Raw genomic sequence first — 26,529 nt, 5'->3', positions numbered from 1 at the left:
AACGCGCTGAATCTGACAGAATGCGAGAGGCGGAATGATCGGGCGGCTGAACGAGGCGGAAGCGAGACGAACGGAGGCGCAGGAAGCGCCTCGGCGGACCCGGCGTCCGCGGGCGCCCGCCCTCGACAAAGCCCTCGACAAGGTGGAGAGCCGCCGCATGGCGCTGGCCGGGGCGGCGCTGGAGACGCTCGCCGAATTAGGCTACGCCCGGACCAGCCTGCGCGACATCGCGGATAAATCCGACTTCACGCATGGCGTTTTGCATTATTACTTCAAAGACAAGACGGATCTGATCTGCTGCGCCATGCGCCAATACAAGGCCGTCTGCGCGACGCGCTACGATCAGGTGACGATCCGGGCGGAGACCCCCGGCGAACTGATCGAAGGCGTGGCCGCCAAACTCGCGGAGACCCTGCGCGAGGACGCTTTGACTCATCGGCTCTGGTATGATCTGCGCGCGCAGGCCATGTTCGAGGAGGCCTTTCAGGCCGATGTGGTCGAGATCGACCAGCGCCTCGAAAACATGGTCTGGCGCATCGGGGCGCGGCTTTCGGAGCTGAGCGGCCGGGCCATCGGGCTGTCTCCGGCGGCGCTTTACGGCCTCTTCGACGGGATTTTCCAGCGGAGCCTTCTGCGCCATCTGACCGGCGAGGCCGCCGCCTCCGCCGAGCTTCAGGAGGAAGCGCGTCGGATTCTGACGACGCTCATCCGCTGAAGCCTCGCCCCTTATCGCCAAGATGAGAAAGGGGCCCTGAGAAACCTCAGAGCCCCCTGCGATCGCGCGTCCGTCTGCGGCCGCTCCGGCCTGACGCCTTAATATTGGATGGACAAGGCGTCGATCCGCGGAGCCTTCGGCGGGGCGAACTTGGTCAGATCGATCCCTTCGACGGCGGCCTTATATTCATCCACGTTCGGCGTGCGGCCGAGGATCGCCGAGAGCACCACCACCGGAGTCGAGGCCAGCAGCGATTCGCCCTTCTTCTCGGCCGTATCCTCCACGACGCGGCCTTGGAAGAGGCGCGTCGAGGTCGCCAGAACGGTGTCGCCCTTCTCCGCCTTCTCCTGATTGCCCATGCAGAGATTGCAGCCGGGGCGCTCCAGATAGAGGATGTTCTCGTATTCGGTCCGCGCCTTGCCTTTCGGGAGCAAGTCGTCGAATTCGAAGCCGGAATAGCGCTGGAGGATCTCCCAATCCCCTTCGGCCTTCAGCTCGTCGATGATGTTGTAGGTCGGGGCGGCCACCACGAGCGGCGCCTTGAACTCCACCTTGCCCTGAGCCTTCTCCAGATTCTTCAGCATCTGGGCGACGATCTTCATATCGCCCTTATGCACCATGCAGGAGCCCACGAAGCCCAGATCCACCTTCTTGGAGCCGCCGTAGTAAGACACCGGGCGGATCATGTCATGGGTGTAGCGCTTGGAGACGTCGGCGTTGTTGACGTCGGGATCGGCGATCATCGGCTCGTCGATCACGTCCAGATCCACCACGACCTCCGCGAAATATTTCGCATTGGCGTCGGGCGTCAGGGCGGGCTTCTCGCCGGAGCGGATTTCGGCGATGCGCGCGTCCGCCTTGGCGATCAGGCCCTTGAGCGTGCCCGCGGCGTTCTCCATGCCCTTGTCGATCATGATCTGGATGCGCGATTTGGCGATCTCCAGCGACTCGATCAGCGTGTCGTCCTGCGAAATGCAGATCGAGGCCTTGGCCTTCATCTCGGCCGTCCAGTCGGTGAAGGTGAAGGCTTGGTCCGCCAGCAGCGTGCCGAGGTGGACTTCGATGATGCGGCCCTGAAAGACGTTGTCGCCGCATTGTTTCAGCATCTGGGCCTGCGTGGCGTGGACCACGTCGCGGAAATCCATATGCGGCTGCATCGCGCCCTTGAAGGTCACCTTGACCGATTGCGGAATCGGCATGGTCGCCTCGCCGGTCGCCAGAGCCAGCGCCACGGTGCCGGAGTCGGCGCCGAAGGCCACGCCCTTGGACATGCGGGTATGGCTGTCGCCGCCGATGATGATCGCCCAATCGTCCACGGTGATGTCGTTCAGCACCTTGTGGATCACGTCGGTCATCGAGTGATAGACGCCCTTGGGATCGCGGGCGGTGATCAGGCCGAAGTTGTTCATGAAAGACATGAGCTTCGGAATATTGGCCTGAGCCTTCTTGTCCCAGACCGAAGCCGTATGGCAGCCCGATTGATAAGCGCCGTCCACGAGCGGAGAAATGACGGTGGCCGCCATGGCCTCCAGCTCTTGGGCGGTCATCAGGCCGGTGGTGTCCTGAGAGCCGACGATGTTCACCTTGACCCGCACGTCGGATCCGGCGTGCAGCACCTTGCCCGGCGTCACGCCGACGGCGTTGCGGTTGAAGATCTTCTCGACGGCGGTCAGGCCCTGGCCCTCGACGCTGATCTCTTTGTTCGGCGCGAAGACGAGGGGCGCCTCGATTCCGAGGGTCTGGGCGGCGAAGGTCTGGAGCTTCTTGCCGAAAACGATGGCGTAGGAGCTTCCGGCCTTCATGAACTCCATTTTCTGGGGCGTGAAGGCGGCGGCGACGTCCACCAATTCCTTGCCGTCCGCGTCGCGGAGCTTCTTATTCTTCACGTCGATGACGAGGACGGTTCCGGTCTCGACCGAGAATTTCTGTTCGAGGATCGGATTGCCTTCGCCGTCGAGGACCGGCTTGCCGTCGGCGCCGGTCTTGCGGACCCAGTTCTTCAGATTGACGCCGATGCCGCCGGTCACGTCGACGGTGGTGGCGAAGATCGGCGAAATGCCGTTGGTGCCCGCCACGACCGGCGCGAAATTCACGAAGGGCACATAGGGGCTCGCCTGTTTGCCGGTCCAGAGCGCCACGTTGTTCACGCCGGACATGCGCGAGGAGCCCACGCCCATCGTGCCCTTCTCGGCGATCATCATCACCCGCTTGTCCGGGTGCTTGGCCTTCAGCGCCACGATCTCCTGCTGAGCCTCAGGCGTGATCATGCATTGGCCGTGCAGCTCGCGGTCGGAGCGCGAATGCGCCTGATTGCCGGGCGAGAGCAGATCGGTCGAGATGTCGCCTTCGGCGGCGATGAAGGTCACGACCTTGATCTCGTCCTCGACCTCGGGGAGCTTGGTGAAGAATTCGGCCTTGGCGTAGCTTTCGAGGACGCCCTTCGCGACGGCGCTCCCCGCCTTATAGGCGTCGCGCAGGCGGAACATGTCGGCGTCGTAGAGGAAGACCTGAGTCTTCAGCACCTCGCCCGCCTGCGCGGCGAGCGCGGCGTCTTTCCCGAGGGCGATGTCGAGCAGCGCCTCGACCGAGGGTCCGCCCTTCATATGGGACAGGAGTTCGAGCGCGAAGGCGGGCGTGATCTCCGGGACGACCGTTTCGCCGAGGATGATTCGCTTGAGGAAGGCCGCCTTGACGCCCGCGGCGCTCGTGGTGCCGGGCAGGGTGTTAGTGATGAAGAACTTCAGGGCGTCCGCCCGGCGCTCGTCGCCGGGGGCCTCGATCAACGCGATGATTTCGCCCACGAGGCCGCCGTCGTCGATCGGCTTAGGCGCGAGCCCTTGAGCTTTTCTGCTTTCGATCTCAGCCAGATAATCTGAATAAAGGTTCATCGCAATCCCCATGTCATGAGGCGTACGGAGCTGAAACCCAGCGCCACCAACCCGCATCGTTCCTTCGCCCAAGGTCTTGGGAGCCTTGGCGCGTCCGCCGAGACCGCCCGCCGAGACCGCCCGACGAAACCGACCGACAAGTTATCGTATTTCATCACCGGATTTCAGCAAAAAAAATGCTTTCGCTCCTGCGAAGACCGATCAAGAAAGAGCGATGCGCCGGGTGATCGCATGGGATCTCCCGAAGGCGTTGAATTCGCCGCCTTTGGCTTATCCGCCGCCCCGCCCCGGCGCCCCGGCGCGGGCGATCTTGCGGCGCAACCTGCGCGGAGGCCGACAGCGGCGCGGCGCCTCCGGCCCGACCGATCGAGAGGCCGCCCCAATGGACCGCCCGCGATTGACTTTCGCAGGCGCTTGAAGCTTGAAGAAGCGGCGAAGGCGGAAAATCCGGCGGGGCTTGCGAGCAGGGCTTCAGCCGCGCCGGAGAGCTTGAGGAAAGGAAGCGCTTCATGATGCGGTTAGAAGTTTCGTCCGGTTCGGGGCGGATTTTGGCCGAGGCCTCCGGCGAAGGGGAGATCTTCCTCGTCCATCGCAAAGCCTATGAGCCGGGCGACCGCCTCATCTTCTCCACGACCAGCGAGGCGCATGTCTGGTTGGCTCTGGACGACGCGGTCGCTCCGGCGCTCGTGTTCATGCGGCCGGGCCGCCATGAAGTGCCGGTCCCCTTCGGAGATCGCAAAAAAACCTACTCCCCCAAATCATTCACGGGAGAGCTGCACCGGCTCTGGCTGCGCCCGGCCCGTCCGGAGGAATTGGCGGCGAGGCGGGATCTCGCGCTGAATCCTTGGGACGACCCCGGCGCGGCCGCGCTGTTTCCGCACGCCAGCGCGAACGTCGAGACGCGAGGAGAGGCCGTCTTCGCCGCGCGCAACGCCATAGACGGGGAATGCGCCAACGACGATCACGGCTTTTGGCCCTATACGAGTTGGGGGATCAACCGCGATCCGGAGGCCGCGCTCACGCTGGACTTCGGACGTCCTGTGCTTCTGGACGGCGCGGCGCTGACTCTGCGCGCGGATTTCCCGCATGACGCCTGGTGGAGGCGCGCGACCCTCGGCTTCTCCGATGGAAGCGAGGAGATTCTCGACCTGCGGAAAACCGGCGCGGCGCAGGAATTCGGCTTTTCTCCGCGCGTGGTTTCCGGAGCGAAGCTGCACAGGCTCGTCAAAGCCGAAGATCCTTCGCCTTTCCCCGCCCTCACGCGGCTGCAGCTCTTCGGCGTGGAGGTCGTCTGACGCGCTCGCGGAAGACGCTCCTTGTTAAGGCGCGGATCGAGGGGATCGGGGCGTTCTGAGAACCGCGAAGGCGTAAGCCCGGCTCCATGGCGGAGAGCCGGGCCCGAGCGAGATCATTTCGTGGTGTAGCCGCCGTTGACGAGGATGGTCTGGCCAGTCATCCACCAGCCTTCGGTGACGAGGAAGCGGATCCACGGCGCGATGTCCTCGATGTCGGTCAGGCCGGTCTTCGAGATCGAGGAGAGCGCGGCGGCCGACTTATGATAGGCCTGCGCGTCGGGCGCCTCCTGACCATAGAAGAAAGGCGTGTCCATGGGGCCGGGGCCGATGGCCGTCACCGAGATTCCCCGCGCGCCGAACTCCTTCGAGGCGGCGCGGGTGAAATGCTCCACCGGCGCCTTGGTTCCGGCGTAGCTGGCGTAGAAGGGCGTATAGGCGCCCAGCAGCGAGGTCACCAGCGTGCAGATCGATCCATTGTCGTTCAGCGCCGCGCCCGCCTCTTTGATGAAGAAGAAGGCCGCCTTGGCGTTGACGTCGCTCATCTCGTCATATTCGGCTTCGGAGATCTCGGCGATGGGCTTCTTGAGCACCTTGCCCACGGTGTTGATGGCGATGTCCGGGCGTCCGAAGGCGGCCTGAGCGTCGGCGAAAAGCTTCTTCATCGCGCCCGCGGTGGTCAGATCGGCCTGAAAGGCGGCGGCTTGGGCTCCGGCGGCCTTGACTGCGGCCACGGTGGCTTCGGCCTCCGCCGCCGTGGCGGGGCTGTTGTAATGCACGGCCACCGCCTTGGCGCCGAGTCCGGCGAAGTCGCGGGCGAGCAGGCCGCCCAGATTCTTGGCGCCGCCTGCGATCAGAATGGTCTTATCTTTGACGCTGCGAATGGTCATGGTGGTTCTCCATATGCCGTCCGTTGATCTTGAGCGGAGAATATCTGCTGGGATTTTCGGTTTAATCCGCGTATTCCAGCTTCACTTGTCAGGATCGGCGAACAATGGACCGCATCGACCTTTATCGGATCTTCGTCCGGGTCGTGGAGGCCCGCAGCTTCACGCGCGCGGCCGACACCTTGCAGAAGCCGCGCTCCAGCGTTTCGGCGGCGGTGGCCGAGCTTGAGGCCCGGTTGGGCGCCCGCCTCATGCAGCGCACGACGCGCCGCCTCCATCCGACCGACGAAGGCGTGGAGTTTTACGAGCGCTGCCTCGCTCTCCTCTCTGAGCATGAGGAGATGGAGACGATGTTCCGCAGCGCCGCGCGAGGTCTGGAGGGGCGCATCCGCGTGGAGGTTCCGGGGCGGGTGGGGCGCCTGATCGTCGCGCCCGCTCTGCCGGAGTTTTTGGAGCGCTGGCCGGGCGTCCTCGTGGAGCTGGGCGCGACGGATCGTCCGGCGGATCTGGTGGGCGAGCGGGTGGATTGCGCTTTGCGGATCGGCGTCTTGCCGGATTCCAGCCTGCGCGCCCGGCGCCTTGGGGAGATCCTTCAGATCAACGTCGCCAGCCCCGCCTATCTGGCGCGCCACGGAACGCCGCAAGGTCTGAGCGATCTTGATCGTCATGTTCAGGTGGCTTACGCCTCGCCCGCCTCGGGGCGGGTGGCGGATTGGGAATGGATCGAGGGCGGGCGCGTGCGGACCCGTCCTGCGCCCTGGCGGGTCAGCGCCAACAACGCCGAGGCCTATATCGCCTGCGCCCTCGCAGGATTGGGGATGATCCAGATCCCCGCCTATGACGTCGCCGCGCATCTGGAGGCGGGCGAGCTGGTCGAGATTCTGCCTGAGGCCCGTCCTGCGCCTTTGCCGGCGCATCTTCTGTTCCCCGGCGGGGCTCGCCCGACGCGGCGCCTCAGCCTCTTCGCCGATTGGCTGGCTGAAAAGATCTCAAGCGCTTTCGCCTGAGCCGCTTGCGCGCCGGACCGCCGCTGATTCAGGGCTCGCTCCGGATCGCGGCGAGAAACGCGGCCGCATCCGCAACCGAAGCCGGGATTGTAGATGCGGTTCGACGTCTGGTTATGACAGACTAACCGCGCGCTCGGCCCCTCCCAGATTCAATCGCGGCTTCCCGGATTTCCTCCTGACGGACGCGCTGCGCCCCGGAGCGATAGCTCCGAGCCCGCTCCAGCTCCGCCCGGGGGATTTCGAAATCCACAGCCCCTGCGTAGCCTTCAAGGCGACCGCTCTAGGCGCTCAAATGTGTCAAATACATAAATCTAAGAAATTACAAATAAATTCAAGGAACTATCTTCAATTCGATCAATCTTCATCAAATTAATCATCGCAATTTTGGCATGAAACCTGAGTAATTTTATCTGATATCGTTCTGCTGCAGGACATAATATGATGATTTTTATATAAAATATTACCTTACTAATAGTAATTTTTATTAATTTTTTGAAATTCATAATTTCAATAATAATTCAATTTCAATAAAATATTTCTCTTCATGAAGAATGACTGCGATAAATATCGTGCCGCGCAGATGGATCCTCTTCTCGTCATGGCCATAGTCGCCAGAACGCCGTATTTTCTGCAATGGCCGGTGTTCGACATGATGCGCCTCGGTTGTGAGCATACCGGCATCGAGGTGGGCCACATATCGGCCTTCGGGCGGCTCACCACTGCGACCCATGCTGACCGTCTGGCTCGTGGAGCAAGACGAACTCACATGAACAAGCATGTGCATACGCCCTTCGTGCCCGCCGGTCGGACTCGCGCAACCGCACTCTCCACTGCGTTCGCCACGCTTCTGCCCGCGCTAGCGGAATATATCCGGCTGAACGGGATCTTGAAGGCATCGGCTACAATCTGGATCCGGCCTATGTCAGCTGGAACGAGGCGTCTGCACGCGCTCATGATCGCCTGATCGATGTTCTGCGCAACTTGCGCTAAGCACCTCTCGGTATCGCGATGAATGCGCCGCTACGAAGAGTGGTGTTGCTGATCCACGCCATGCGTTGCGATCCTGAACGGGCGCGCAGTCTGCATCAGGAGAGATGGACGCGCAGTTCGAGACCTGCTTCCGCGTTCCCGGGATGGAGCCGATGGCGCAGCACCGTAAGGTCTTGCTTGCGTGACGCCTTACCCTCATCGCGCAATTCGTTGCCCTGCCAATCTTCGATCAAGGTGAAGAAGATAGAAGGAGAAATCGGCCAAGGCGATGCCCCGCTGCCGTGAGACGCCATGATCATCGAAGGCGGCACCGCGGAACCCTGCCGGCGCCGGCTCCACCGGCAACGTCATGCAGTCGCCATGCGGATAACGTCGACATCATCTTCCCCTAGGATGCATGCTTTTGAATTTAGAGCTTGACTCTGGCCACCCTTGAGTCTAAATTCCTCATATCAGTGGCGTGATTGCCGCCTTATGCGCTATACAGCTTAGACGAAACACCTACCCCTACACAGCTTTCAGCCCTACGGGCACCTTTTAAAGATCTTCCTCGAAAGAGGATATAGATAAATAGCCTCGGGGCATCAGATCCCGAGGCTAATATCGTCTCTATCCCGCCTACCACACAAATAAACCCACACAAAGGATAGCTACTATGAAGGCATATGCAAGCCTGTTTAAGATGCATCGCGAACAACCGGTCGATGAGGTGTTTGCGCATTTCTACGCGATCAAAGGCGACTACAACGAACCCTTCGCCCTCGTCGCCCGCCAGACCGTTGACGGTGTCGACGCGTGGCACTTCCACCAGCAGCGCTTCAAAGATAAATACGCCAACCAAGCGTATCCGAAGCTGCGGAACTACCTAAACTACACGTTCAAACGCTTGGTCGTCCTCGAGCAGCAGGAGCCTGGGCGGTTCTTCATCGAGTCCCCATGCGGGGACTGGATCACGTTCAACACCGGCCTACAGAACGCCCACGGTGCCGATCTAATGGCGGTCTTCGAGAAATATAAGCCTCGGCCCGGAATGCCGGAGCGTGAGACGCCAGACTGGGTCTTTAAGGGGTGCTACGCACCAAATGACCGGAACTACCAGAGCAATTTTGGGACGAAGCAACCCGACATCGCATGGTACTCAAAGGATAGCCGGGACTTCATCTTCGACACGGAATACAGCCTTGACCGAGAGGTCTTCGACCATCTCTTCGAGCGGGCGAAGGAGCGGGCTGGCATGCCCAATTTCTCCGACGATGTCGTCAGGAATTACCTCCGTGGTGCTTTGGAGAACCTGATCCCGAAGATCCGTCGCAACTACAAGGTCGCGATCCCAGTGTTTTTCGTCGAAGAGCAGAGGATGCAGCTGCTGCTGCCGTTTAGCTCCGCCAGCAACGTGAGCGAGGTGTCGTGCTTCTTAGTGGAACGGGACGACGCCCTGCGGACCTATCGGATCAAGACTATCTTCGATCTAGACCACGCATATTTTTCGGCCCGCCTGATCACGCGGCCTGACAAGGACTGGCTTAACCCGTAAAATGGACGTCCCGAAAACGGGTTCCTGAAACGATGCGGGACGCCATTCGGCGTCTCGTCATTCATCCGTCTACTGATGATCTTGCCCCCATTCCGGACATGGTATCCAGAATCCACGGACATGCGAATGTCCGGCTTGGACCCAAACTTGCGTTTTTACTTCGGGCGGCGGAACCATCCCTAGGCGACCACACATCTGACCCCGACCGATCGGTTTGGCCAGACATGCAGCATGCTCAAGTTCGGCCTTCAGCGCGTAGAACTTCCGGGCCCCGTCCCTCTCCATCAGCAGGCGGATACCGGCACGCACCACTTCGCTGAGATTGGCATAGGCCCCAGACCGGATCTGGCCGTCCACATAGTCCCGCATCGGTTCTGTCAGCTTCGAACATACCCTCAACAGGGGGGCAGGCTTGAGATGCGCCGCCTGCCGCGGCGCACCCGGAGCAGCCCGCCCAAAGTCATACGGATTCCGGGATGTGCGTCCGGGTCGCCCAGCTAATCAGGCACGAGGAAAACCTCAGTCAGCGCCAGACACCATCGCCCCGCCCTTGGCGCGGGCGGGGCGATTTGAGATTTCAGGCCTTCTGCGACAGGAACCCCGCGCGATATTCCGACTGACGCTCCAGCATCCAGCCCGGATACTCGGCAGGCTGTGTCGTCACTTTGTCCAGCGCCGCAAGATCCTCGATCGAAAGCGCTAACTCGGTCGAGCGTATATTGTCCTGCAACTGCTCAATCCGTTTCGCACCCACGATCACACTTGTCACCACCGGTTGATGCAGCAGCCAGGCCAGCGCCACCTGCGCCACCGTGCAGCCTTTGGCCGATGCGATCCCGCGCATGACCGCGATGGCCGCATCGCCCCGTTCCAGATCGACGGGCGGGAAGTTGAAGCTCGCCCTACGGCCGTCATTCGCACCGTCACTGCTGTATTTGCCCGAAAGGAACCCGCCCGCCAGCGGACTCCAGACCATCAGGCCGATACCCTCGGCCCGCAGCATCGGCACGATCTCACGTTCCAGATCCCGGCCGACCAGCGTATAATAGGCTTGCAGCGACAAGATCGGCGCCAGCTTGCGCGCTTCAACGATGCCGACCGCCTTAACGATTTGCCAGGCGGCCCAGTTCGACAACCCGACATAGCGCACGTGACCCTGCCGGACGAGCGTATCAAGGGCCTCAAGCGTCTCGGTGATCGGGGTCAGCGGATCGAAGCCGTGGATCTGGTAAAGGTCGATATGGTCCAACTGCAAGCGCGACAGGCTGGCCTTGGCCTGCGCCATGATATGCGCGCGCGAGGCGCCCCGCGCGTTTGGGCCTTCACCCATCGGGCCAAGCACCTTGGTCGCGATCACCACATCGTCGCGTGGGATGCCAAGGTTGAGGATCGACTGACCGAGGATCCGCTCGCTCTCGCCGCCCGCATAGACATTGGCGGTGTCGATGAAATTGATGCCGGCGTCAAAGGCCGTCCTGACCAGCGCGTCGGCCTCGTCCTGCTGCAACTGACCAATCTGGCCCCATATGCCGTCGGACCCGCCAAAGGTCATAGTGCCAAGGCAGAGTTCCGAGACCAGAAGGCCGCTGGGACCGAGAGTGCGATACCGCACGGGACATTCCTTTCGCGTCGGGAGAAGGACCGGGTTCAGTGCCCCGAACTCTGGGCCAAGATAGGGCATTCCCGCCCAGCGCCTCGACGCCGATCCTCGCATATCCTTGCACGATCCTCTCATCCGTGCCGATTTTAGGCTGCGGAACGCCCGAACGAAGCGTAGATTAGAGGGCATGGAAAACGACGCCCTTGCCTTGCTCAAGGCCCTGATCGCCCGCCAATGGCAGGCGCGTGGCCGAGAAGCCCTGATCGATGGGCTGCTTCTCACGTCGGCCGCAGCGCCAACGGGACCGATCCACGCTGTCTATCGCCCCTCGCTCTGCGTGGTGGCACAGGGCGCCAAGACCAGCATGCTGGGCAACCGCGCCTATCGTTATGATGAGGGCAAATGCCTGATCGCATCGATGGAAGTGCCGATCCGGGCCGAAATCACCCGCGCGACGCCAGACCTGCCTTATCTGGCCTTCAGCCTGGCGCTGGACCCAGCGACGATTTCAGATCTGCTATTGGAACTTGACGGAACCGGGGCCGCCTCCACCGAAGCGGCGCTTGCCGTCCATGATTTCGGGGCGGATCTGGCCGATCCGCTCTGCCGGTTGTTTGCTTTGTGCGACCGGCCGCGCGACATCCCGGTCCTCGCGCCGTTGATCCGGCGGGAGATCACCTGGATTTTGCTGAATGGTCCGATGGGGCCGACGTTGCGCCAGATAGGCCTTGCCGGCAGTCCCATGGCGCGGATCGGCCGGACCATTGCCTGCATTCGCGAGGGCTTTGCCGACCAGTTGAACGTGCGGCAACTGGCCGAGGTCGCCGGGATGAGCCCCGCCACCTTCCACCGCCATTTCAAGGCAGTAACAGCAATGACGCCGATGCAGTACCAAAAACAGCTCCGCTTGCAGGAGGCCCGCCGCCTGCTCCTCGCCGACCGCGCCGACATAGCCCGCATCGGCTATGCGATCGGTTACGAAAGCCCCTCTCAGTTCAGCCGGGAATATCGTCGCCTGTTCGGATCGCCACCGGGCCGGGACGGCAAAGCCATTCGCAGCACGTTTGCGCCGCATATAGATGCCTGATGATGCGCCATCGACATATTGGGCGGTGAGCGGAAATTCGCTGCGTGAATCACAGAGGTCCGCTTCGTATCTGAAGATACGTTGCGGAGCGCAAGCTGTCGTCACCGATTCTGACAGCGACTTGCCTGCTCTGGTGCGGGATGAGCGCCATGATCTGCTTGAACAGACACCGACCACCGGCTCCTGAAACCATCATCCAGATGGACGAAAGCCCGATCATACGCTAACCTCCAAACTGGATCACCGAAGTGGGCTGATCGCCAGCATGAAAATCGAAAAAGCACTTATCGTCGACGAGCCATGGATCACCAAGATCATGAATGGCACCAAGATCTGGGAAATGCGCCGCACATCCGCAAAGCTGCGCGGCTGGATTGGTCTGATCAAAAAAGGCGGTGGCCATGTGGTTGGTGTCGCCAGAATGATCGGAACTGACGGGCCGCTATCTGATCAGAGGATGATCGACAACGCCGACAAGCATCATATTCCGTCTGATACTTTCCTTACCGGGAAGTTCTCCAAGCATCGCCATGCATGGATCATGTCCAGCGCAGTACGCCTTCATCGCCCCATTCGTTATATTCACAAAAGCGGCGCTGTCATCTGGGTCGCACTTGATCAACAGGTTGCCGATGCCTTAGCAAACGACGAAGCGGTTAAGGACCTAGGGTAATCCTCCTCGTGTTAACGGGACGCGACCACAAAGCGCATAGAGATAAAAGATGTCGGATGCCCTCGCCAAGCATCTATAGTAATTCCTAGATCAAGAAAAAGGCGGTCTGGAAAATGTTTCTTGTCACTGGTGCATCTCGAGCAGGCAAGACCTCGACCCTGACGGCATTAGTCTCACAAGAAACAAGATGGAAGCACGTTGTAGCAAGCAGTGTGCTCAGAGAGATCGGTCGCCCTTTAATCCTGCGAGATCATGAGACAGCTCACCAAAACCAACGGGCGCTAGTGGATGAACTGCACCGAAGAGGACTACTTAACGCCTCAAACACAATTCTAGATGGGCATGCTGTGCTTGATGTTCGATCTGATCCGCTACCTATCTCAAACGAGGATTTCGATGCGCTTGGGCCATCCGGCATCGCTGTCGTTCGCGCGGATGTTCTATGCATACAGCGGCGCCGGATCGAAGCAGCCCGCCCCGAGATGTCATTTTCTAGCATAGAGCGTTTCCAAAGCGAAGAAATCGAGCACTCCAGATCCCAAGCTGAACGGCTCAGCGTGCCATTTCTTCTTCTAGATTCCGGAGATATCTCTGCTCTATCCCGCTGGCTCAGAGAGGCTCAAGCATGAAGTGGAGCTTTAAGCACACCGTTGAAAACATGCTCAATACGCCCAATTCCGTAGTAATCTGACTCTGTTGAGCGGTACTCAAACCCCAATTCCCTGACGAGTCCGGCGAACTCCTGCATCCGTTCATCCGGAACCGTAAACAACGGCTTTGTCGTCCCCAGCCAATCGAATGCACCTTGCATCAGATGCCGAGCAATTGAATGCCCCCGAAACTCTCTCGGCACCCAGACAGTGCAAATCTTTTTTTCATTTTGAGATTTAGCAATAACGATGCCACTCAAGACACCGCCTGCCGTGGAAGTCAGAATCTTACGGCTGCCATCGTGGAGACCAGGAACAACTTTCTTCCAATACCACGAGCCGAAACCCGGATACACGCCCTCCAAATGACGAAGCTCAGACCACACCGACCACAACGTGACACTCGCAGCGCAAGGTGTCACAAGTGGGCGTGAGGATGTCCAGATCATGGATGGGGCTTGCCTGTTCATCACTCTTTCCTACTACATCTAGGGCATGTCGGGGAAGGTGCCATCGGGCACTCTAGAGAATTTTTCTTCGCCAGGAAGCGATCTGCCGTAGCAGACGAAGCGACGGCGGAGCCAAGAGCCTTGCCAGCCCTCCAAAAGCCACTCCAAACAACACAATCAGCATCAGCCACCCCTCCCATCCAGGAGGACCAACATCATAATCACGCCATTTCAATATATTAGCCACCCCCGTTGCCAAGGAGCTCCCGACCGCTCCAAGCAATACAGCAATCAGTAGATACACCCAGATGTTCCTCGCGCTCGCTCGGAAGCTGGCAAATGCAACGAAGTCTTCGACTGGACTCTTGTCCTGAGCGTCCTCGCGCCAATGGTAGATTACCATGCGATCTGCTAGGCGCTCATACTCCGCAACGCGCCGCTCATCTCCATTGTCGAGCAAATAATGCCGCCAGAGCTTACCCTCTAGCCTGCGAACCTTCCTGAAAGGTTTATGTTGCATTGTAAGCTCATGGCGAAGATCTCGAATAAGAAAATAGTGAATCTGAGCTACATTAAATTGTCCTTTACGAGCAATTTCGGCAATACTACTCGGGTAGCTCCGTTTCTCGTTCAGCCTAAATTCTGTCAGTTCAAGGCGCCCGATAAGTGGAACAGTGAAATGATCATTCACATCAATTTCTTGACTGAAAACCTCTGAAGCAGGCCCCTTAAGATATAATCGGAAGCGAATGTACGAGTTCAAACATCCTTCTGCCTGCTGTTTTCGAATTCGACCACACAACTTTTCGGTAAAAATAATGAGAGACCCGGTACTTTGATCATCATTTTGAATATATTCGACATGCACATCACCATCTACACTAAAATCAATGCTATAAATTGTCGTGAAATGACGTCCAGCATTCGTGGTCTTGTAATATCTATCCCCTTGATCTCCAAGGCTAATTACAGAATTAAATACTGCATCAAGTGTTTGGCCAAATTTAAGAACCTGGCTGATATCTCTCAAATGCTCACTATGAATTTTACAAGGTATATATATATAAAACTGCTTAACTGGCTCGAGAGAAGTTCTAAATCTAAGGCCAATATCAAGAAAATTAGTCTCTATTGATGTATTAAGATCGCGCCAGAGATTGAAATGCAGTTCAACTTCTGGCCGCACACATCCAATTTCTTCCAACCCTAAGAGACGTTGCGCGCCACGCACCATCTCAGTTCCTTTATCTCTTTCATCATACCAAAGAGCAAGCGTTCCACCCATTTCTAACATACCCTACCTACAGAAAAACTCCCAATCGAAACGGCAGTAAATGTAATATAATAATCAATTGGCTCCCCCAAATTTCATCTATGAATACATAAATTACGTGTATCAATTTATAATAACAGCTGGAAATTTTGCATCTTTCTCAGCTAGCTCCCAAACTCTTTTTCTACAAAAATATTATCCGAAAACATATATTATGTTTGAATATATAGATATAACATCCTTGTTATCTTTCATGCTTCCATAGTGAATCATATAAGCACTGAGAGCACAATCCAAGCGTAAAAATAAGATATAATTTCGCATCTGGCGCGATCTCGCTGCCAGCACTACTTTAGCAGATGTTATTAGGGTCGGTATGCGACACCCCTGACAAGAAGAAATTGCTCTCTCTTTGTTCTTGATCACCGAATTCCCACTGCGCTGCACACTGCAGATGTTATGGTTCGCCAAGCATCGTTGCATCTGCTTTGCCGCACCGCCCGTCAGTCAGCTTTCCGCCCGATCTGTCGTGCGTCCCTGTCGCGATCTGCCGACAACTGCCGTTCGGGTCTGCGCCGCGAATGGGGCTTCGTCCGCTTGTGTGAGTACGTCCTGCTCTCGCCCGTGCACGAGCAGCGAACTGGTAGCTCGGGTAAGTTGTACTGCGGCGCGCCACCATCGACGAGCGGCAGCAATGGGCCGAGGCTATGTCAAAACTCGACTTTATGACAATGACACAGAATGAAATTCCGCCATGACGCCAATCTCAGGCCACCTAGGTGCGCTGATGCAGACACAGGAGGCGCTGTGGAGAAGCGCATTCTCCGGTGCCGTGCCGGAACCGAGTTTTGACATAGTCTCGGCTGCACCTCAGGAATTACCGACTCTCGCGCACTGATGCGATCGCCCAGCCTACCCTGATTGACTGGGTCTTGAAGTAAGACGATTGGCTGCCGGCGGTCCATGAGTTCTTCAGTTTTTTGCCTGATGAGACGTCATGCTGCCCATAGGTGTCCAGCATCACTTTAGCATACTTATTAGTATACTACTACTATTTAATTTTCACAGACGTTATCGCGCCCAAGTCGGGCCATACGAAAGAAATTATAGGCCATTTTTTGGCGATTTCGACCTCAAGACCAAGCAGTTCTTCTACAGTGATCGCCTCGGCCAGCTCCTTATCTTCCAGCCAAATTTCTTCCTCAAAGCAGATCTACACGCAATCCGCATCAATGATATTGATCTCAGCCTGTAGTGCGCCAATTTTTCGCTGATTTTGATCGCGTCATCGAGCAGAGCACTACGGATGGGAAGGACAACCCTCTCTTCATTGGGGGTGAACTTGGGCATGCCGTCGACAATCTAAAAATTAGATTTGCCTTCACCACAGCCGCCTGCCTGTATGGGGGAGAAAGATTCGCACCCATCGCCAGACCAGAAGGGTGTGGCAAAGATGTCGAGAGGAGATGATCCGCCCCCCGGGCAATGCCACATGTTTTGGGCGAACTGGATGCCAGTGCTCTTTCCATCGCAATGCAGGCAGAACCATACGTCCGCCTCTTCGCCACTCAACGGATGGCAAGCCACATCACTAAAGTCCGGCTTTGTGGATCGTCGAGGCCATTCGATGGAGATTTCCGCGCGAACGGGAAAGATGATGACCCCGATCGGCATGGTGCCGGGCATCTGGCCGTTGCGTTTGAACGGTGCCACCTTGGCATGTTTCGCCCAGTCGGGTTTGCAGGCGACCTATGCGAGCTTGCGGTTATTGGCCCAAGTGGTCGCGATGCGTTCCGCGCCCTTGGGCGATCCGCCATGCAACAGCACCATGTCCGGGTGCTTGGCGTGGACCTGATCGAGTCTGGCCCAGATCCCGGTGATCGGTGGTGTCACCGCCCGAAAAGGCGATCTTCGGTCCGGCGGGCAGCAGAACCTCGCTGTCGGCCCAGCGTTTTGCGGCGGTGAAGTCGCGGCTATCGATCATTGCCGAGGTCATTTGGCGATAAAGTTGACCCGAGAGCGGAGCTTTGCTACTAGGGCGTTCCGGTGGTGCGCAGATAGATGTCGGCGGCGCTCGATCAGGCTTTGGCCTGCGCCGATCAGGGTTTCTAGCTGGACGGATTTGACTTCGCTGCCGTCTTGTTCACGCTGAAAGCGTTTTTTGGGCCTGCTCATTATCGTCGAATTTCGTCTCGATCTGCTCGACAGCGCGGTGGAAGCTGTTGACGGCGGATCAGCCGCGTGTCGATCGTGGTGCCGTGCTTTGCACAGACCACGCCATCGACAGCGGCGGTGAACACCACATGGCCGCGGGCCTGCAAGCGGATGAAAACGTCCCGCCATGCCGGGGTTTCGGGACCAAAGCCTGCGCCGATGAGATCGTCGCCAGCCGACCCACAAGGGCAAGGCGGGCCAGCGCCGAGACAACATGGCGGTAGGCCGCATCAGCGACACGCCCGCTGACATTGGCCATGACCGAGAATGGCTAGTTCATCAGCACCACGGACGGGACAGCATCCACAGCCAGATGATCATCGATCTGGACCGCGTCGAACCGGGAAACGGCGAAGGCCGGAAAGAGCTGGGCAAGAAGATCTGCGCGGATATCGGCCGGTTCATTGAGGATCAGCGAGCCGCCGATGGTCTGCGCTAAGATCGCCAGGAGGCCGGTGCCCGCCGACGGTTCCGGCACCCGATCATCAGCGTGATCGCGGCAGCCGTCAGAGCGGCAAGGCCGAGCTAGATCGGCGTCGAAAATTTCTGAAAATTCTGACTTTCCTTGGAATGCCGGACCTGCGTGGGCAAAAGGCCCTTGATCTTTGCCAGCACGGAAATCCGTGAAGCCGGAGACGCGGCTTTACGAAAAAGCGCCTTTCGCATTTGCGCAGGAAGAGGGCGGTGGCGACCTCGCACGCCTCACAGGCCAGCTCCACCGCACCGCGTAAGGTGACAGATCGCACGCTCGCCGCGTTCGAGATGGGGGAGAAGAAGACTGGCCGCCGCCAGGATGGCGGGCGCAGTCACCAATTGCGTGGCCGAACGGCCACAGGGAAAATCATGTTCATATCGGGAAGCTCAGGAGAGCTGATAGGACAAGTCTGGACAGCGCTCTCTCTCAACTGCCCGGACTTACCCATTTCCGGCCCGCCTCCTACTCTCAGATGACGAGTATTCAACTGTACAAACGCAACGTATGTCTTTGGTTATCTTAATCTCTCCAAAATATCTGACCAATATCAGGTGTTCTTTGGAGGACGCACAGGCAAGACGAGATTGCCCGATTCTAGCGATTTCAGCGCGCAGTTTCAACCTAATTTGGTGCATTGGATGAATCGTTCCTGGGGCGTGGTCGGCCATTCGGTGTCGCGCGTGTTCTGAACGCAATTGGCAGCGGAAAATCAGATGTGAGCGAGATCTGTGGCTATCTCGGACTGGATTCAGGATTGATGAGCCGCATGCTTCGTAGCTTGGAAGCGGAACAGTTGATAGAAACGGCTGGAACTTATATTTGACGTTGCGCAGTCAAAATACCCTGATTCCGAGGATATGACAAGGCCACAGGGGAGCATTTGTAATTGCTGCGTCAGATGAATCGACCATCGGATGTGGCGGCCTGACGGGAACCAACCAAGGGTCTGCTGCAATCAAAAGGTTCTGGATTTCGCCAGTCGCAAGGGGCTTAGGCGGATCCAAGATGATAATGTCTGAATTGGAATGACTGGCTTGCGCACTAGAAATCAAGACACTGCGCCTTGATACGAACAGCGCCCTGACAGAATTATTCAGCCTCTATGAGAAAGTAGGATGGAAGGAGAGTCCCCCGCTTCAATGACGTTCCATACTCCGACCGGATGGTAAGGGCGCTTGCCACCATCACCCGAAGCGGCGACCGACCTCGGCGAATATATATTTGTTGGCGGCGATGGCTTCATCGCCCACCTCATCCGATGACAGATAATCATATTCGTGCTCAAGCTGGCGGTAGAGCCAGCGTGCCGGATCGCGCAGCGCCTTGATGATCGTCTCCTCGGCATTAGCGGTCATGTGCCAAGTCAGGCTGTCTCGCTCGACCAAGATCGACATGCAGTATTCGTGATAATAACGGCCGTGATGGGAAGCGTCGGCGCGAAGCCGATAGAATTTGCGGCACTGGACCGTCTGAAGGGCATCGGCAATGCAGTGCAGTTCGGCGTCCTGCGGTGCATATTCCCGGATCAGGCGCGGTGCATGTTTTCCGGTAGGAATAGCAAGCATGCTCCATCACCTTGCGACCAGAAGCCCAGAAACCAGATATCGGGCTCCTGTCTTGTACCGCCACCGATGAGCCGAACGGTACGGGTCTTGAGGTTCAGCCCGGGGATTTCCGCGATGCGCTGGAAATCCTCATAGACGGCATCATACCCATCATAGTCGAAGCCGCCTTTGCGATACTAGGGCCAGGCCTTATCCTTCGCTGTGTCCGACAATTCATCAAGGCAGCAAATAGTGGTTTCGATGATCTCAGACATAGGGGTCTCTTCCCTCCAGAACCGAAGAGAGCCAGCCATCGGTGTAGATCCAGTCCACTGGCTCACTGATGGCGAGATCAGGGACATGCGCGCCGCCGCTGAACCCGTCGATCCTTGGGCGTCCGCAACTGTTTGCATAATGAAAACCCCATAACCCGCTCATCCGACACGGTGAAGACCATGGGTTGTTCCAACGTCATGCCATCATCCTCGGCATAGATGTCGGGCAACGCAGGTGAGACGGAGACCAGACGCAGGCGCTGCTTCACCACCCTGGCGTCGACGAAGAAGGCAATGGCGGTGGCGTCCTCGGTCCTGCTCTTTTCGCGGATGGCCAGAAAGGCCCGGAACCGATCGAGTGGATGCAGCGGCACGGATGCTGCCTGTCTCGCGCGCGGCGTCGACCCAGACCGAGATCGGGAAATCGCCGGTGAAGAGCAGATCCCGCTCGATCCCCATGCAGAAGGGCAAGCGGACGGAACGCAGTTCCTCAAGGCTCCATGAACCCAGCTCGAGATAGCCGAGATCAGCCAGACCGAATATGATGTCGCCATCCTCATCGAGTTCGGTGGCAAGCCAGACCCCGACGCCGAAGGGGTTGAAGAACATCACAACCGGGAACCGGGATGTGATTCTGATTGCGTTGGTGTCCATTCGCCAGCAACCGGTCGCGCTGTGTGCCGGTCATGAGGATCATGCCGCAACCCTCCGTTGGGTCGCCGCCGCATCCGGATCCCCGGGACCCCCAGCTGGCAGATGCGACAGAATCCAGTCGGCGGCCTTGCTCGCCTGCGACGCCGCGCGCATGATAGCGTGATTATCCTCGCGAAGGCACTCCAGCCACGACCCGATGTAGTCGGCGTGGCGCACTGTTGGCACGATACCGAGCGAGGCGCAGCATAAGGCCGCATCCATCTCGGCCACCAGCTCCTCGAAGGCGTATTTCTTCGTGCTGAAACTGCAGGAGAAGCCCCGGCCCAAGCGCAACGCATGACCTATCGCATGACCCATCTCATGCAGGGCTGTCCGATGCCAATTGATCGGCTCGAAATAGGCTTGCGGAGGCGGCACCTGCAGATAGTCGAGCGACGGCATATAGAGGGAGCAACTTCCACCAATCTGGAATTCGATGCCTGTGGCGCGGATCAGCGCCTCGACCCGAGGTTCGATCAGACCGGCGCTTCGACGGCGATTTCCTCGGGCAGTCTCTCGCATTGCGCGGTATTAAGCGCTTCAGGAACGGGATGATGTGGCCCGGTTTCTCGCCGGTCTCGCGGGCACAGCGCTTTTCGTCCTCGGGCGTGAAGCGGTCGGCATAGACGACGATGGCGCCGTGTTCGCCCTTCCTGACATTGCCCCCAGCGATAACGCCTGTCGGACAATGAGCCAATGTCGGTGCCGGATCACAGCGCCCCAGAGGATCAGCGCGGTGATCCCGGAATATTGCTGGGATGTCGTAGCATTTTTCGGCATGGCGAGCAGCGCCTTCGCTGCTGCCGTTCCCTCAGGTGGGACCTAGGGCAGCCGCCCTTGCTTCATTCGGCGATGGTCTTGTTGGCGATGTCGTCGTAAAGGTTGGTGCTCCAACCCACTTCAACGGCAGCGCGGTCATGTCTGATTACCGAAATGATCTCCACGACGGGCGCCAGAAGCCTCTCTTCTAGCCCTCAACCCGTCAGGCAAACCCCGCCCTCTCAGGGCGAGTTGCGGTGACTCACCGCTGTTGAGGGGGAGTCCGCAACGCCAGCGCCGATCAGCGGAAAGGCCTGCGACCACCGGATAAACCAACCCCGCAACAGATCAGCCGCAGATAAAACCAACATGCCGAGTGGGCTACGGCGACAACCACCTCGCGAAGGCATGCATAAAGATGAACGTGCCGCTCTCACGCTGATGCGCGTTGATAGGGAAGCCAGACGCTGAAATTGCTCGCTGGCACAATATGCATCAAGCGCGCCACGATCCGGCCATTCCTCGATGAAGACGAAATGCCCGGGATCCGTAAACAGATCATAGGCGATACAAAGCGTTTTCTGCCGGATCTTGTCGATCAGTTCACGATCAAGCGGCATCATGATCCCTATGGATTCTATCTTGATGAAGTCCTGAGCGATCATTTCAATATGATCTTACTCTTCCTGACGTACTGAACGGGTCGCGACTGCGACCGCATGTTTTTGCACCATCATTGCGGTTTATGCGCTCTGCCGCCGACCATCATCCGACCTCTGCGTTCGGGCCATACCATGCGCCCTGAACCAGCCGACCTCGTCGCGGATGGTGTCGGCGATGGGGCGGAAGGTCAGGTCCAGTTCATCGCGCGATTTCGCCGGGTTGAAGCGGGTGCGCTCGGCCTCGGCGCGCATGGTGCGTACAGCGGCAAGGCTCAGCAGCGCCGGGCGACCGGTAAGGCGGGCAATGATCTCCTGCATTGCCGCGATCGGCCACAGCACCGCCACCGGGATCTGGCGCGTTGGCGCAGGCGCGCCGATAACCTGTTCATAGATACGCACCAGATCAGGCATGGCAATATGGTGACCGGCGGCAAGATAATGCTCGCCCCGACGCCCCTTTTCCGCTGCCGCGACCAAAGCAAAGGCGACATCGCGGGCGTCGACGAAAGAGAATGTCCCCGGAGGAATGCCGGGCAGCGCACGCCGCAGGTAGTCCAGCGTGAACTGACCCGCCGCGGTCGGCCCCAGATCGCCGGGGCCGTGCATCCATCCAGGCATGACAAAGGCCGCGAACATCTCCGGGCGATCTCGCAGAAAATCCTGCACGACCCGGTCCGATTGCATCTTGCTGCGATAATAGTCGTCGGCATCGCGCGGATCGCGAGTCATGCTTTCGTCGATCAGCGCGCCGCGCGGTCCGTTCACCACCGCAATTGAGCTAGTATGAATGAAGCGCCGCATGGGCTGCCGCGATCAGCTCGCTCGTCGCATCGACATTGATCCGTTTCAGCATTGCCCAGTGCTTGCCGCCGCCATAGCTCTCGCGGAAATAGGCTGCGGTGTGGAAAACAACGTCACAGCCTGCCAGCGCCGGGACCAAATGCGCGACGGCCTGCATATCGCCCTCGATGACCTCAAGCGCCGGGATCTGGCCGAACTGCGCCTCAGCCTTGGCGCTGGATCTCGCCAGCGCCCGCACCCTTACACCGCGTTCAAGCAAAAGCCGCACGAGGTTGTTGCCAAGAAGTCCAGTCGCGCCGGTAACGAATACGGTCTGCATGTCGCTGCCCTTTTTCGGCGCGGAGTGCGCCCTTTCCTGCAGCAGATAGGTAGAGGCGGCTTTGCGCAGAATTCATGATGTGGCAAAACGGCTTTGCACAAACGCAAAGCCAGCCGGATTTGTAAGATGAATTGGGACGATCTTCGCCTTTTGCTGGCAGTGGCGCGGCGCGGCAGCTTTCTGCGCGCGGGCGAGACGCTCGGCATGGCGGCCTCGACCCTGTCGCGGCGCATCACCTTGCTGGAGGCGAGGATCGACGCGGCACTGGTCGAACGCGGTGCCGACGGCGCAAGGCTGACGGCCCGTGGCGCGGCTCTGGTCCAGGCAGCGCAGGATTTTGAATCCGCATTGGCCCCTCCCCCGGAAGCTGCGGGACTGACCGGCAGGATCAGGGTTACTGTGGGCGAAGGCTTCATCGATCCCCTGACCGATATCGCGGCGGAATTCACCGCTCTGCATCGCGGCTGCACGGTGGATCTTTCGATCACTCCCGAGCTGGTGAAACTGGCGCAGGGTGCGTCCGACATCGCCATCCGCACCCTGCATCTGGGCGAACCCTCGCTGATCTATCAGCGCCTTAAGGATGTTGAGTTCCGGATTTTTTCCACCCCCGAGATCGCCGGGCGCCCCGGCCTTCGCCCCGAAACGCTGCCGATGATCGGATTGCTGCCGCCGCTAGACCAACTGCTCCATATGAAAGCGGCGCGGGCGGCGGGGTTCGGGGCGATCCGCATCCGGGTTTCATCCTTTTCCGCACAACTGGCCGCAGTGCAGCGCGGCCATGGCGCAGCCGCCCTGCCCTGCGCACCGGCAAAGGATCTAGTCGAGCCTTTCCCCGGTCAGCCCCTGCCCGGTCTGGAAGTTTTTCTGGTCACCCGCCCCCAAGCGCTGCGACAGCCGCAGATCAGGGCCTTTGTCGACCTGCTGAAGAACCGGATGTTGCCGGAGCAGCACAGGTGATGGCTATCAGCGCGCGACATCCGCGAATATCAGATAAAGCGCAACCATAACATCACCCGCCAGCGAAACCAGCCGATCTGATGGACCGGCTTCGAACACACGCAGCTCAGACTTAGATCCTCCACCCCGCAGCTTTCGCGTGGGGGTTACAAAGCCGGGCATAAGCTCCGCCCGCGTTCGACAATACAGCCCCGGTCCAGCACAAGGATCTGGTCTGCCGCCTGAATAGTGGATAGCTTGTGCGCCACGACAACGAGCGTCCGACCCTCGACCAGTTTCGCCAAAACTCTCTGGAATGGCGCGTTCGTTGGTGGGGGCGATGGCGGCGGCTGACGGCCCCACGATGGCCATCATCGAGCATTCCGGCGCGCTGAAGGACCCCCCTTCAACACCGGCCCACTCTGCGGATAAGCGCAAGAAAACTCATCGAAGCAGGGTTCTAACCCTTTCGGTTCTGCCGGCAACGCGGCTTTGGGCAGGAGCGGCGCCTTCAGAATGCGGTCCATCCAGATGAGCTAGGCATCAGCCATGCGAACCGCTTCCATCACGCCAAGCAGCGCAAGCAATGGCGAATACATCGCAAGGATCAGCATCAGAGCAACAATCGCCGTTCCGGGCGTCATCAGCCCATCCGCCGCCCGCGATCCAGTCAGCCAAAGGACCGCGGCACTCCGATAGTATCCCCCCATGCCCTGAACGTATTCGATCATTTTGGCTCCTGCCTCGGCCTGCATATCCCGCCGCCGGATCCCGATCCGCGACAGAAACCGCGATGTGACGAGGAACACCAGCATGGCCAAAGCAACGGAAAAACCTGCAACCAGTCCCACCCGCCAATCCTGCATGATCAGCACAATAAAGATGACCAGCGGCGGACCCATCGCCTGTGCGATGCGCGGCAGGCTATCAGAAAAGAAGCTTTCAAGCATCTGCATGTCGCTGGTCGGCACCGTCCGTATCTCCTCGGCGCCGCGCCCAATGGAAGCCTATCGGCAGGTAACGGAGATGGTCGAGGATGCGCAGCCGCAGCTCCCCAGCTATTTCGTATGAGGCCAGCTAGCTCTCGCGCACCAAAAGCCAGCCAAATAGCATTTGCCCGACCAGCACCAGCACCATCAGCCCCGCCACCTGCCAGATCTAGGCCGAGGTCAGCTCCCACCCCCGGCCAGTTCGGTGATGACTTGAACCACGGCCCAAAAGTCAGCCCCAGCATAATGCTCTGCATAAAGCGGAAGGCAACACGCGCCACCCGACCTTTCAGCGATCCGACCAGCGCCCATGCTCGGCGCAGACTGTCGAGATTGGAGCGAGCAAGATCAGAACGGGTCTGGCTTATGGTGCGGCCTCCTGCGCGGGGCGCAGCGGGATCGCCTGCACTGCCGTGCAATCGGCCCAGAGGCGTGCATAAAGCATAAGGCCCACACCTCTCGCCCACCAACTCATCATGCCGCCCGGTCTCGGCCATCCGAGCCGGAGGCGCGTCGACCAACCTCTCCCATCATGAGAGCATGGTTTCCTCCACGGCCCTCAGGAAGAAGGGCGCGGCAAGACCCATGCTTAAGTCTGATCCTCAACGCGGCGGCCATGCAGGTCAGGCGTCAGGTTCCGGCCGAAGGCGCGGCGGCCCGCGCCGCCGAACGCGAAACTGATCGCGGGGCCAGCCGGACGCGGTTCGCCTTCCTTGCGCAGAGCCTGACGCTCGGCCTTTTTCGCCGCTTTTTCCTCAGCAGCCCGGGCGCGCCGCTCCATGGCTTGGCGACGGGCCTCTTTCACGCAAGGCCTGACGTTCAGCCCTCATCGCCACCCGTTCCAGATCTTCAGGCGCAGCGCGAAGACCTAATCCTCTGCGCCCACGCCTTCGTCTGGGTGACGCCCGGCGCGATCTCCCAGACGAGGCTTGGAGCTATCGGCTATCACCCCCCTTGCTCTTGCCGGAGTTCCCCGACCGCCACGCCGTCGAGGCGGCTCTGGCGGCGGGACGCGACGTGACGGGTGGGACTCTGACGGAGTGCTATGACGCCGGGCCGATCCTCGCGCAGCGCTCCTGCGCGATCCTCCCCGGCGAAACCGCCGTCGAACTCTGGCGGCGTGCCCTCGCGCCTATGGTGCGGAGATGCTCATGGAGGAAGCGAGGCCTCTGAAAAGCGCCTGCCGACCGCCCTTCAATGATCTGACATGAGCGGAGGGATTCAGTCCCCGAGGACCGCCTCAAGGCCGGGCAGATCAAGGCGCCCCTCGAAATGATCGACGAAAACCTGGACGATGCGCTGACGCTCGGACGGCAGAGCTTCGATGAAAGGCATGGTCTCCGAAAACGCCAAAACATCAAGCTTAACGCCTTCGGCGAGCCCTTTGATCGCGGTAAGCACATCGGCTTGAGAAGTCTCGGCCGGATCTGCGAGCCAGATGTAGCACGGCATGATCGCGGAGATATCAGCTGGCATATTGATTTGCGCCATCACGCGCCGCGTGGTCGACGGCCTCGGCGTTTCGCCCCAAGAACAATCTCGCCTCTACGGTGTTCGTCAAGGCGGACATGGCTCGTTCTTGAATATCCGGATCCGCCGAATTCACAGAAGCGCGCAAGCAACTCGTCGTAAGCCCTGACGCTCTCCTCAAAGTTCCTGGACAGGATAGAGGCGTAGCTGGGCTCGGAGCGGGTTCTCCCGAACTACAACGTGATGGGCGGCGAAGGCTGCGCTTGAGGCGAGCGTGCGCTATCTGGCTGCGGATCTTGGTCCTCAGGGGGTGCGGGTGAACGCGCTTTCGCCGGGTCCGATGC

At 59.3% G+C, this 26,529-nt stretch carries 23 protein-coding genes and 8 pseudogenes; 12 read left to right on the top strand and 19 right to left on the bottom strand.

Features of this window, described 5'->3' with window-relative positions:
- Positions 1-157 precede the first annotated feature (157 nt).
- Positions 158-715, top strand: a complete 558-nt coding sequence (locus B161_RS0115580) for a TetR/AcrR family transcriptional regulator (protein ID WP_205619278.1) — start codon at positions 158-160, stop codon at positions 713-715.
- A gap of 98 nt (positions 716-813) precedes the next feature.
- On the opposite strand, the gene B161_RS0115575 is transcribed toward B161_RS0115580, so the two are convergent.
- On the bottom strand, positions 814-3,603 hold the full coding sequence (locus B161_RS0115575; protein WP_018634374.1) for a bifunctional aconitate hydratase 2/2-methylisocitrate dehydratase: 2,790 nt from the start codon (positions 3,601-3,603) through the stop codon (positions 814-816).
- A gap of 509 nt (positions 3,604-4,112) precedes the next feature.
- Here B161_RS0115575 and B161_RS0115570 point away from each other — a divergent pair.
- Complete coding sequence (locus B161_RS0115570; RefSeq protein ID WP_018634373.1) at positions 4,113-4,898, top strand: hypothetical protein; 786 nt, start codon at positions 4,113-4,115, stop codon at positions 4,896-4,898.
- Positions 4,899-5,011: 113 nt separating this feature from the next.
- On the opposite strand, the gene B161_RS0115565 is transcribed toward B161_RS0115570, so the two are convergent.
- Complete coding sequence (locus B161_RS0115565) at positions 5,012-5,785, bottom strand: SDR family oxidoreductase (protein ID WP_018634372.1); 774 nt, start codon at positions 5,783-5,785, stop codon at positions 5,012-5,014.
- Between the two features lie 104 nt (positions 5,786-5,889).
- On the opposite strand from B161_RS0115565, the gene B161_RS0115560 reads away from it, so the two are divergent.
- Positions 5,890-6,789 (top strand): LysR family transcriptional regulator, encoded by a 900-nt coding sequence (locus B161_RS0115560; RefSeq protein WP_018634371.1) that lies wholly within the window; start codon positions 5,890-5,892, stop codon positions 6,787-6,789.
- Positions 6,790-7,288: 499 nt separating this feature from the next.
- Here B161_RS0115560 and B161_RS19680 read toward each other — a convergent pair whose 3' ends face one another.
- Positions 7,289-7,567, bottom strand: a complete 279-nt coding sequence (locus B161_RS19680; RefSeq protein ID WP_157755674.1) for a hypothetical protein — start codon at positions 7,565-7,567, stop codon at positions 7,289-7,291.
- Between the two features lie 867 nt (positions 7,568-8,434).
- On the opposite strand from B161_RS19680, the gene B161_RS0115545 reads away from it, so the two are divergent.
- Entirely contained in the window at positions 8,435-9,313 is an 879-nt protein-coding gene (locus B161_RS0115545; RefSeq protein WP_018634369.1) for a DUF3825 domain-containing protein, read from the top strand.
- A 69-nt stretch (positions 9,314-9,382) separates the two neighbouring features.
- On the opposite strand, the gene B161_RS19905 is transcribed toward B161_RS0115545, so the two are convergent.
- Complete coding sequence (locus B161_RS19905) at positions 9,383-9,712, bottom strand: type II toxin-antitoxin system ParD family antitoxin (RefSeq protein ID WP_276202290.1); 330 nt, start codon at positions 9,710-9,712, stop codon at positions 9,383-9,385.
- A gap of 178 nt (positions 9,713-9,890) precedes the next feature.
- Positions 9,891-10,925 (bottom strand): aldo/keto reductase, encoded by a 1,035-nt coding sequence (locus tag B161_RS0115540; RefSeq protein WP_018634368.1) that lies wholly within the window; start codon positions 10,923-10,925, stop codon positions 9,891-9,893.
- Between the two features lie 175 nt (positions 10,926-11,100).
- On the opposite strand from B161_RS0115540, the gene B161_RS0115535 reads away from it, so the two are divergent.
- From B161_RS0115535 to B161_RS20355, 3 genes are all read left to right on the top strand, one after another.
- Complete coding sequence (locus B161_RS0115535; protein ID WP_018634367.1) at positions 11,101-12,000, top strand: AraC family transcriptional regulator; 900 nt, start codon at positions 11,101-11,103, stop codon at positions 11,998-12,000.
- Positions 12,001-12,265: 265 nt separating this feature from the next.
- The gene (locus B161_RS0115525; RefSeq protein ID WP_018634365.1) at positions 12,266-12,673 is read left to right on the top strand and encodes a hypothetical protein; all 408 of its coding nucleotides are present in this window, start codon (positions 12,266-12,268) and stop codon (positions 12,671-12,673) included.
- 113 nt (positions 12,674-12,786) lie between these two features.
- Positions 12,787-13,302, top strand: a complete 516-nt coding sequence (locus B161_RS20355) for an AAA family ATPase (RefSeq protein ID WP_407635469.1) — start codon at positions 12,787-12,789, stop codon at positions 13,300-13,302.
- Here B161_RS20355 and B161_RS19675 read toward each other — a convergent pair.
- The 3 genes and pseudogenes from B161_RS19675 to B161_RS20230 form a co-directional block, all read right to left on the bottom strand.
- Positions 13,293-13,793: a GNAT family N-acetyltransferase gene (locus tag B161_RS19675; RefSeq protein ID WP_157755673.1), complete on the bottom strand. Its 501-nt coding sequence runs from the start codon at positions 13,791-13,793 to the stop codon at positions 13,293-13,295. The genes B161_RS20355 and B161_RS19675 overlap by 10 nt on opposite strands.
- Before the next feature lie 52 nt (positions 13,794-13,845).
- Positions 13,846-15,057: a hypothetical protein gene (locus tag B161_RS19670; protein ID WP_157755672.1), complete on the bottom strand. Its 1,212-nt coding sequence runs from the start codon at positions 15,055-15,057 to the stop codon at positions 13,846-13,848.
- Between the two features lie 1,635 nt (positions 15,058-16,692).
- Positions 16,693-17,272: pseudogene (locus B161_RS20230) on the bottom strand (DUF2493 domain-containing protein); the annotation flags it as partial.
- Positions 17,273-17,473: 201 nt separating this feature from the next.
- On the opposite strand from B161_RS20230, the gene B161_RS20395 reads away from it, so the two are divergent.
- Entirely contained in the window at positions 17,474-17,698 is a 225-nt protein-coding gene (locus tag B161_RS20395) for a hypothetical protein (RefSeq protein ID WP_205619277.1), read from the top strand.
- Between the two features lie 921 nt (positions 17,699-18,619).
- The gene (locus B161_RS20350) at positions 18,620-18,763 is read left to right on the top strand and encodes a GNAT family N-acetyltransferase (RefSeq protein ID WP_407635470.1); all 144 of its coding nucleotides are present in this window, start codon (positions 18,620-18,622) and stop codon (positions 18,761-18,763) included.
- A gap of 155 nt (positions 18,764-18,918) precedes the next feature.
- On the opposite strand, the pseudogene B161_RS18315 reads toward B161_RS20350, so the two are convergent.
- From B161_RS18315 to B161_RS18305, 7 genes and pseudogenes are all read right to left on the bottom strand, one after another.
- Positions 18,919-19,415, bottom strand: a pseudogene (locus B161_RS18315) (antitoxin of toxin-antitoxin stability system).
- Between the two features lie 296 nt (positions 19,416-19,711).
- A pseudogene (locus B161_RS20135) lies at positions 19,712-19,927 on the bottom strand (DNA-binding protein); the annotation flags it as partial.
- 61 nt (positions 19,928-19,988) lie between these two features.
- A pseudogene (locus B161_RS20390) lies at positions 19,989-20,162 on the bottom strand (DUF2958 domain-containing protein); the annotation flags it as partial.
- Positions 20,163-20,246: 84 nt separating this feature from the next.
- Positions 20,247-20,768, bottom strand: a complete 522-nt coding sequence (locus B161_RS20345) for a zincin-like metallopeptidase domain-containing protein (protein WP_407635468.1) — start codon at positions 20,766-20,768, stop codon at positions 20,247-20,249.
- 73 nt (positions 20,769-20,841) lie between these two features.
- A pseudogene (locus B161_RS20340) lies at positions 20,842-21,026 on the bottom strand (ArdC-like ssDNA-binding domain-containing protein); the annotation flags it as partial.
- Positions 21,027-21,247: 221 nt separating this feature from the next.
- Complete coding sequence (locus B161_RS19320) at positions 21,248-21,670, bottom strand: putative quinol monooxygenase (protein WP_205619276.1); 423 nt, start codon at positions 21,668-21,670, stop codon at positions 21,248-21,250.
- Between the two features lie 78 nt (positions 21,671-21,748).
- Positions 21,749-22,787, bottom strand: a pseudogene (locus tag B161_RS18305) (SDR family oxidoreductase).
- Positions 22,788-22,913: 126 nt separating this feature from the next.
- On the opposite strand from B161_RS18305, the gene B161_RS0115480 reads away from it, so the two are divergent.
- The gene (locus B161_RS0115480) at positions 22,914-23,747 is read left to right on the top strand and encodes a LysR family transcriptional regulator (protein WP_018634356.1); all 834 of its coding nucleotides are present in this window, start codon (positions 22,914-22,916) and stop codon (positions 23,745-23,747) included.
- Positions 23,748-23,914: 167 nt separating this feature from the next.
- On the opposite strand, the pseudogene B161_RS20385 reads toward B161_RS0115480, so the two are convergent.
- The 3 genes and pseudogenes from B161_RS20385 to B161_RS0115465 all read right to left on the bottom strand — a co-directional run.
- Positions 23,915-24,022 (bottom strand): annotated as a pseudogene (locus tag B161_RS20385) (ABC transporter ATP-binding protein); the annotation flags it as partial.
- 240 nt (positions 24,023-24,262) lie between these two features.
- Positions 24,263-24,697 carry an ABC transporter ATP-binding protein gene (locus tag B161_RS19890; protein ID WP_205619273.1) on the bottom strand — a complete coding sequence of 145 codons (435 nt, stop codon included), beginning with the start codon at positions 24,695-24,697 and terminating at the stop codon, positions 24,263-24,265.
- Positions 24,698-25,304: 607 nt separating this feature from the next.
- On the bottom strand, positions 25,305-25,496 hold the full coding sequence (locus B161_RS0115465; protein WP_018634353.1) for a hypothetical protein: 192 nt from the start codon (positions 25,494-25,496) through the stop codon (positions 25,305-25,307).
- A gap of 173 nt (positions 25,497-25,669) precedes the next feature.
- On the opposite strand from B161_RS0115465, the gene B161_RS19665 reads away from it, so the two are divergent.
- Positions 25,670-25,888 (top strand): formyltransferase family protein, encoded by a 219-nt coding sequence (locus B161_RS19665; protein WP_026310489.1) that lies wholly within the window; start codon positions 25,670-25,672, stop codon positions 25,886-25,888.
- A 48-nt stretch (positions 25,889-25,936) separates the two neighbouring features.
- Here B161_RS19665 and B161_RS0115455 read toward each other — a convergent pair whose 3' ends face one another.
- A complete protein-coding gene (locus B161_RS0115455) occupies positions 25,937-26,206 on the bottom strand; it encodes a hypothetical protein (RefSeq protein WP_018634352.1) in 270 nt (89 codons plus the stop codon).
- A 189-nt stretch (positions 26,207-26,395) separates the two neighbouring features.
- On the opposite strand from B161_RS0115455, the pseudogene B161_RS19305 reads away from it, so the two are divergent.
- Positions 26,396-26,529 (top strand): annotated as a pseudogene (locus tag B161_RS19305) (SDR family oxidoreductase); the annotation flags it as partial.

Origin of the sequence: Neomegalonema perideroedes DSM 15528, from assembly GCF_000374145.1 — a bacterium.
Lineage (GTDB): Bacteria > Pseudomonadota > Alphaproteobacteria > Rhodobacterales > Rhodobacteraceae > Neomegalonema > Neomegalonema perideroedes.
Note: the sequence above shows the minus strand (reverse complement) of the source record. Positions and strands in the feature narration are given on the sequence as shown.

What these genes read in the sequence shown, in the direction of transcription:
- B161_RS0115580 (WP_205619278.1), top strand. Translation starts at nt 158, where the DNA reads ATGGCGCTGGCCGGGGCGGCGCTGGAGACGCTCGCCGAATTAGGCTAC.
- B161_RS0115575 (WP_018634374.1), bottom strand. Translation starts at nt 3,603, where the DNA reads ATGAACCTTTATTCAGATTATCTGGCTGAGATCGAAAGCAGAAAAGCT.
- B161_RS0115570 (WP_018634373.1), top strand. Translation starts at nt 4,113, where the DNA reads ATGATGCGGTTAGAAGTTTCGTCCGGTTCGGGGCGGATTTTGGCCGAG.
- B161_RS0115565 (WP_018634372.1), bottom strand. Translation starts at nt 5,785, where the DNA reads ATGACCATTCGCAGCGTCAAAGATAAGACCATTCTGATCGCAGGCGGC.
- B161_RS0115560 (WP_018634371.1), top strand. Translation starts at nt 5,890, where the DNA reads ATGGACCGCATCGACCTTTATCGGATCTTCGTCCGGGTCGTGGAGGCC.
- B161_RS19680 (WP_157755674.1), bottom strand. Translation starts at nt 7,567, where the DNA reads ATGCTTGTTCATGTGAGTTCGTCTTGCTCCACGAGCCAGACGGTCAGC.
- B161_RS0115545 (WP_018634369.1), top strand. Translation starts at nt 8,435, where the DNA reads ATGAAGGCATATGCAAGCCTGTTTAAGATGCATCGCGAACAACCGGTC.
- B161_RS0115535 (WP_018634367.1), top strand. Translation starts at nt 11,101, where the DNA reads ATGGAAAACGACGCCCTTGCCTTGCTCAAGGCCCTGATCGCCCGCCAA.
- B161_RS0115525 (WP_018634365.1), top strand. Translation starts at nt 12,266, where the DNA reads ATGAAAATCGAAAAAGCACTTATCGTCGACGAGCCATGGATCACCAAG.
- B161_RS20355 (WP_407635469.1), top strand. Translation starts at nt 12,787, where the DNA reads ATGTTTCTTGTCACTGGTGCATCTCGAGCAGGCAAGACCTCGACCCTG.
- B161_RS19675 (WP_157755673.1), bottom strand. Translation starts at nt 13,793, where the DNA reads ATGAACAGGCAAGCCCCATCCATGATCTGGACATCCTCACGCCCACTT.
- B161_RS19670 (WP_157755672.1), bottom strand. Translation starts at nt 15,057, where the DNA reads ATGGGTGGAACGCTTGCTCTTTGGTATGATGAAAGAGATAAAGGAACT.
- B161_RS20395 (WP_205619277.1), top strand. Translation starts at nt 17,474, where the DNA reads ATGGCGGTAGGCCGCATCAGCGACACGCCCGCTGACATTGGCCATGAC.
- B161_RS20345 (WP_407635468.1), bottom strand. Translation starts at nt 20,768, where the DNA reads ATGCGAGAGACTGCCCGAGGAAATCGCCGTCGAAGCGCCGGTCTGATC.
- B161_RS19320 (WP_205619276.1), bottom strand. Translation starts at nt 21,670, where the DNA reads ATGATCGCTCAGGACTTCATCAAGATAGAATCCATAGGGATCATGATG.
- B161_RS0115480 (WP_018634356.1), top strand. Translation starts at nt 22,914, where the DNA reads ATGAATTGGGACGATCTTCGCCTTTTGCTGGCAGTGGCGCGGCGCGGC.
- B161_RS0115465 (WP_018634353.1), bottom strand. Translation starts at nt 25,496, where the DNA reads ATGGAGCGGCGCGCCCGGGCTGCTGAGGAAAAAGCGGCGAAAAAGGCC.
- B161_RS0115455 (WP_018634352.1), bottom strand. Translation starts at nt 26,206, where the DNA reads ATGGCGCAAATCAATATGCCAGCTGATATCTCCGCGATCATGCCGTGC.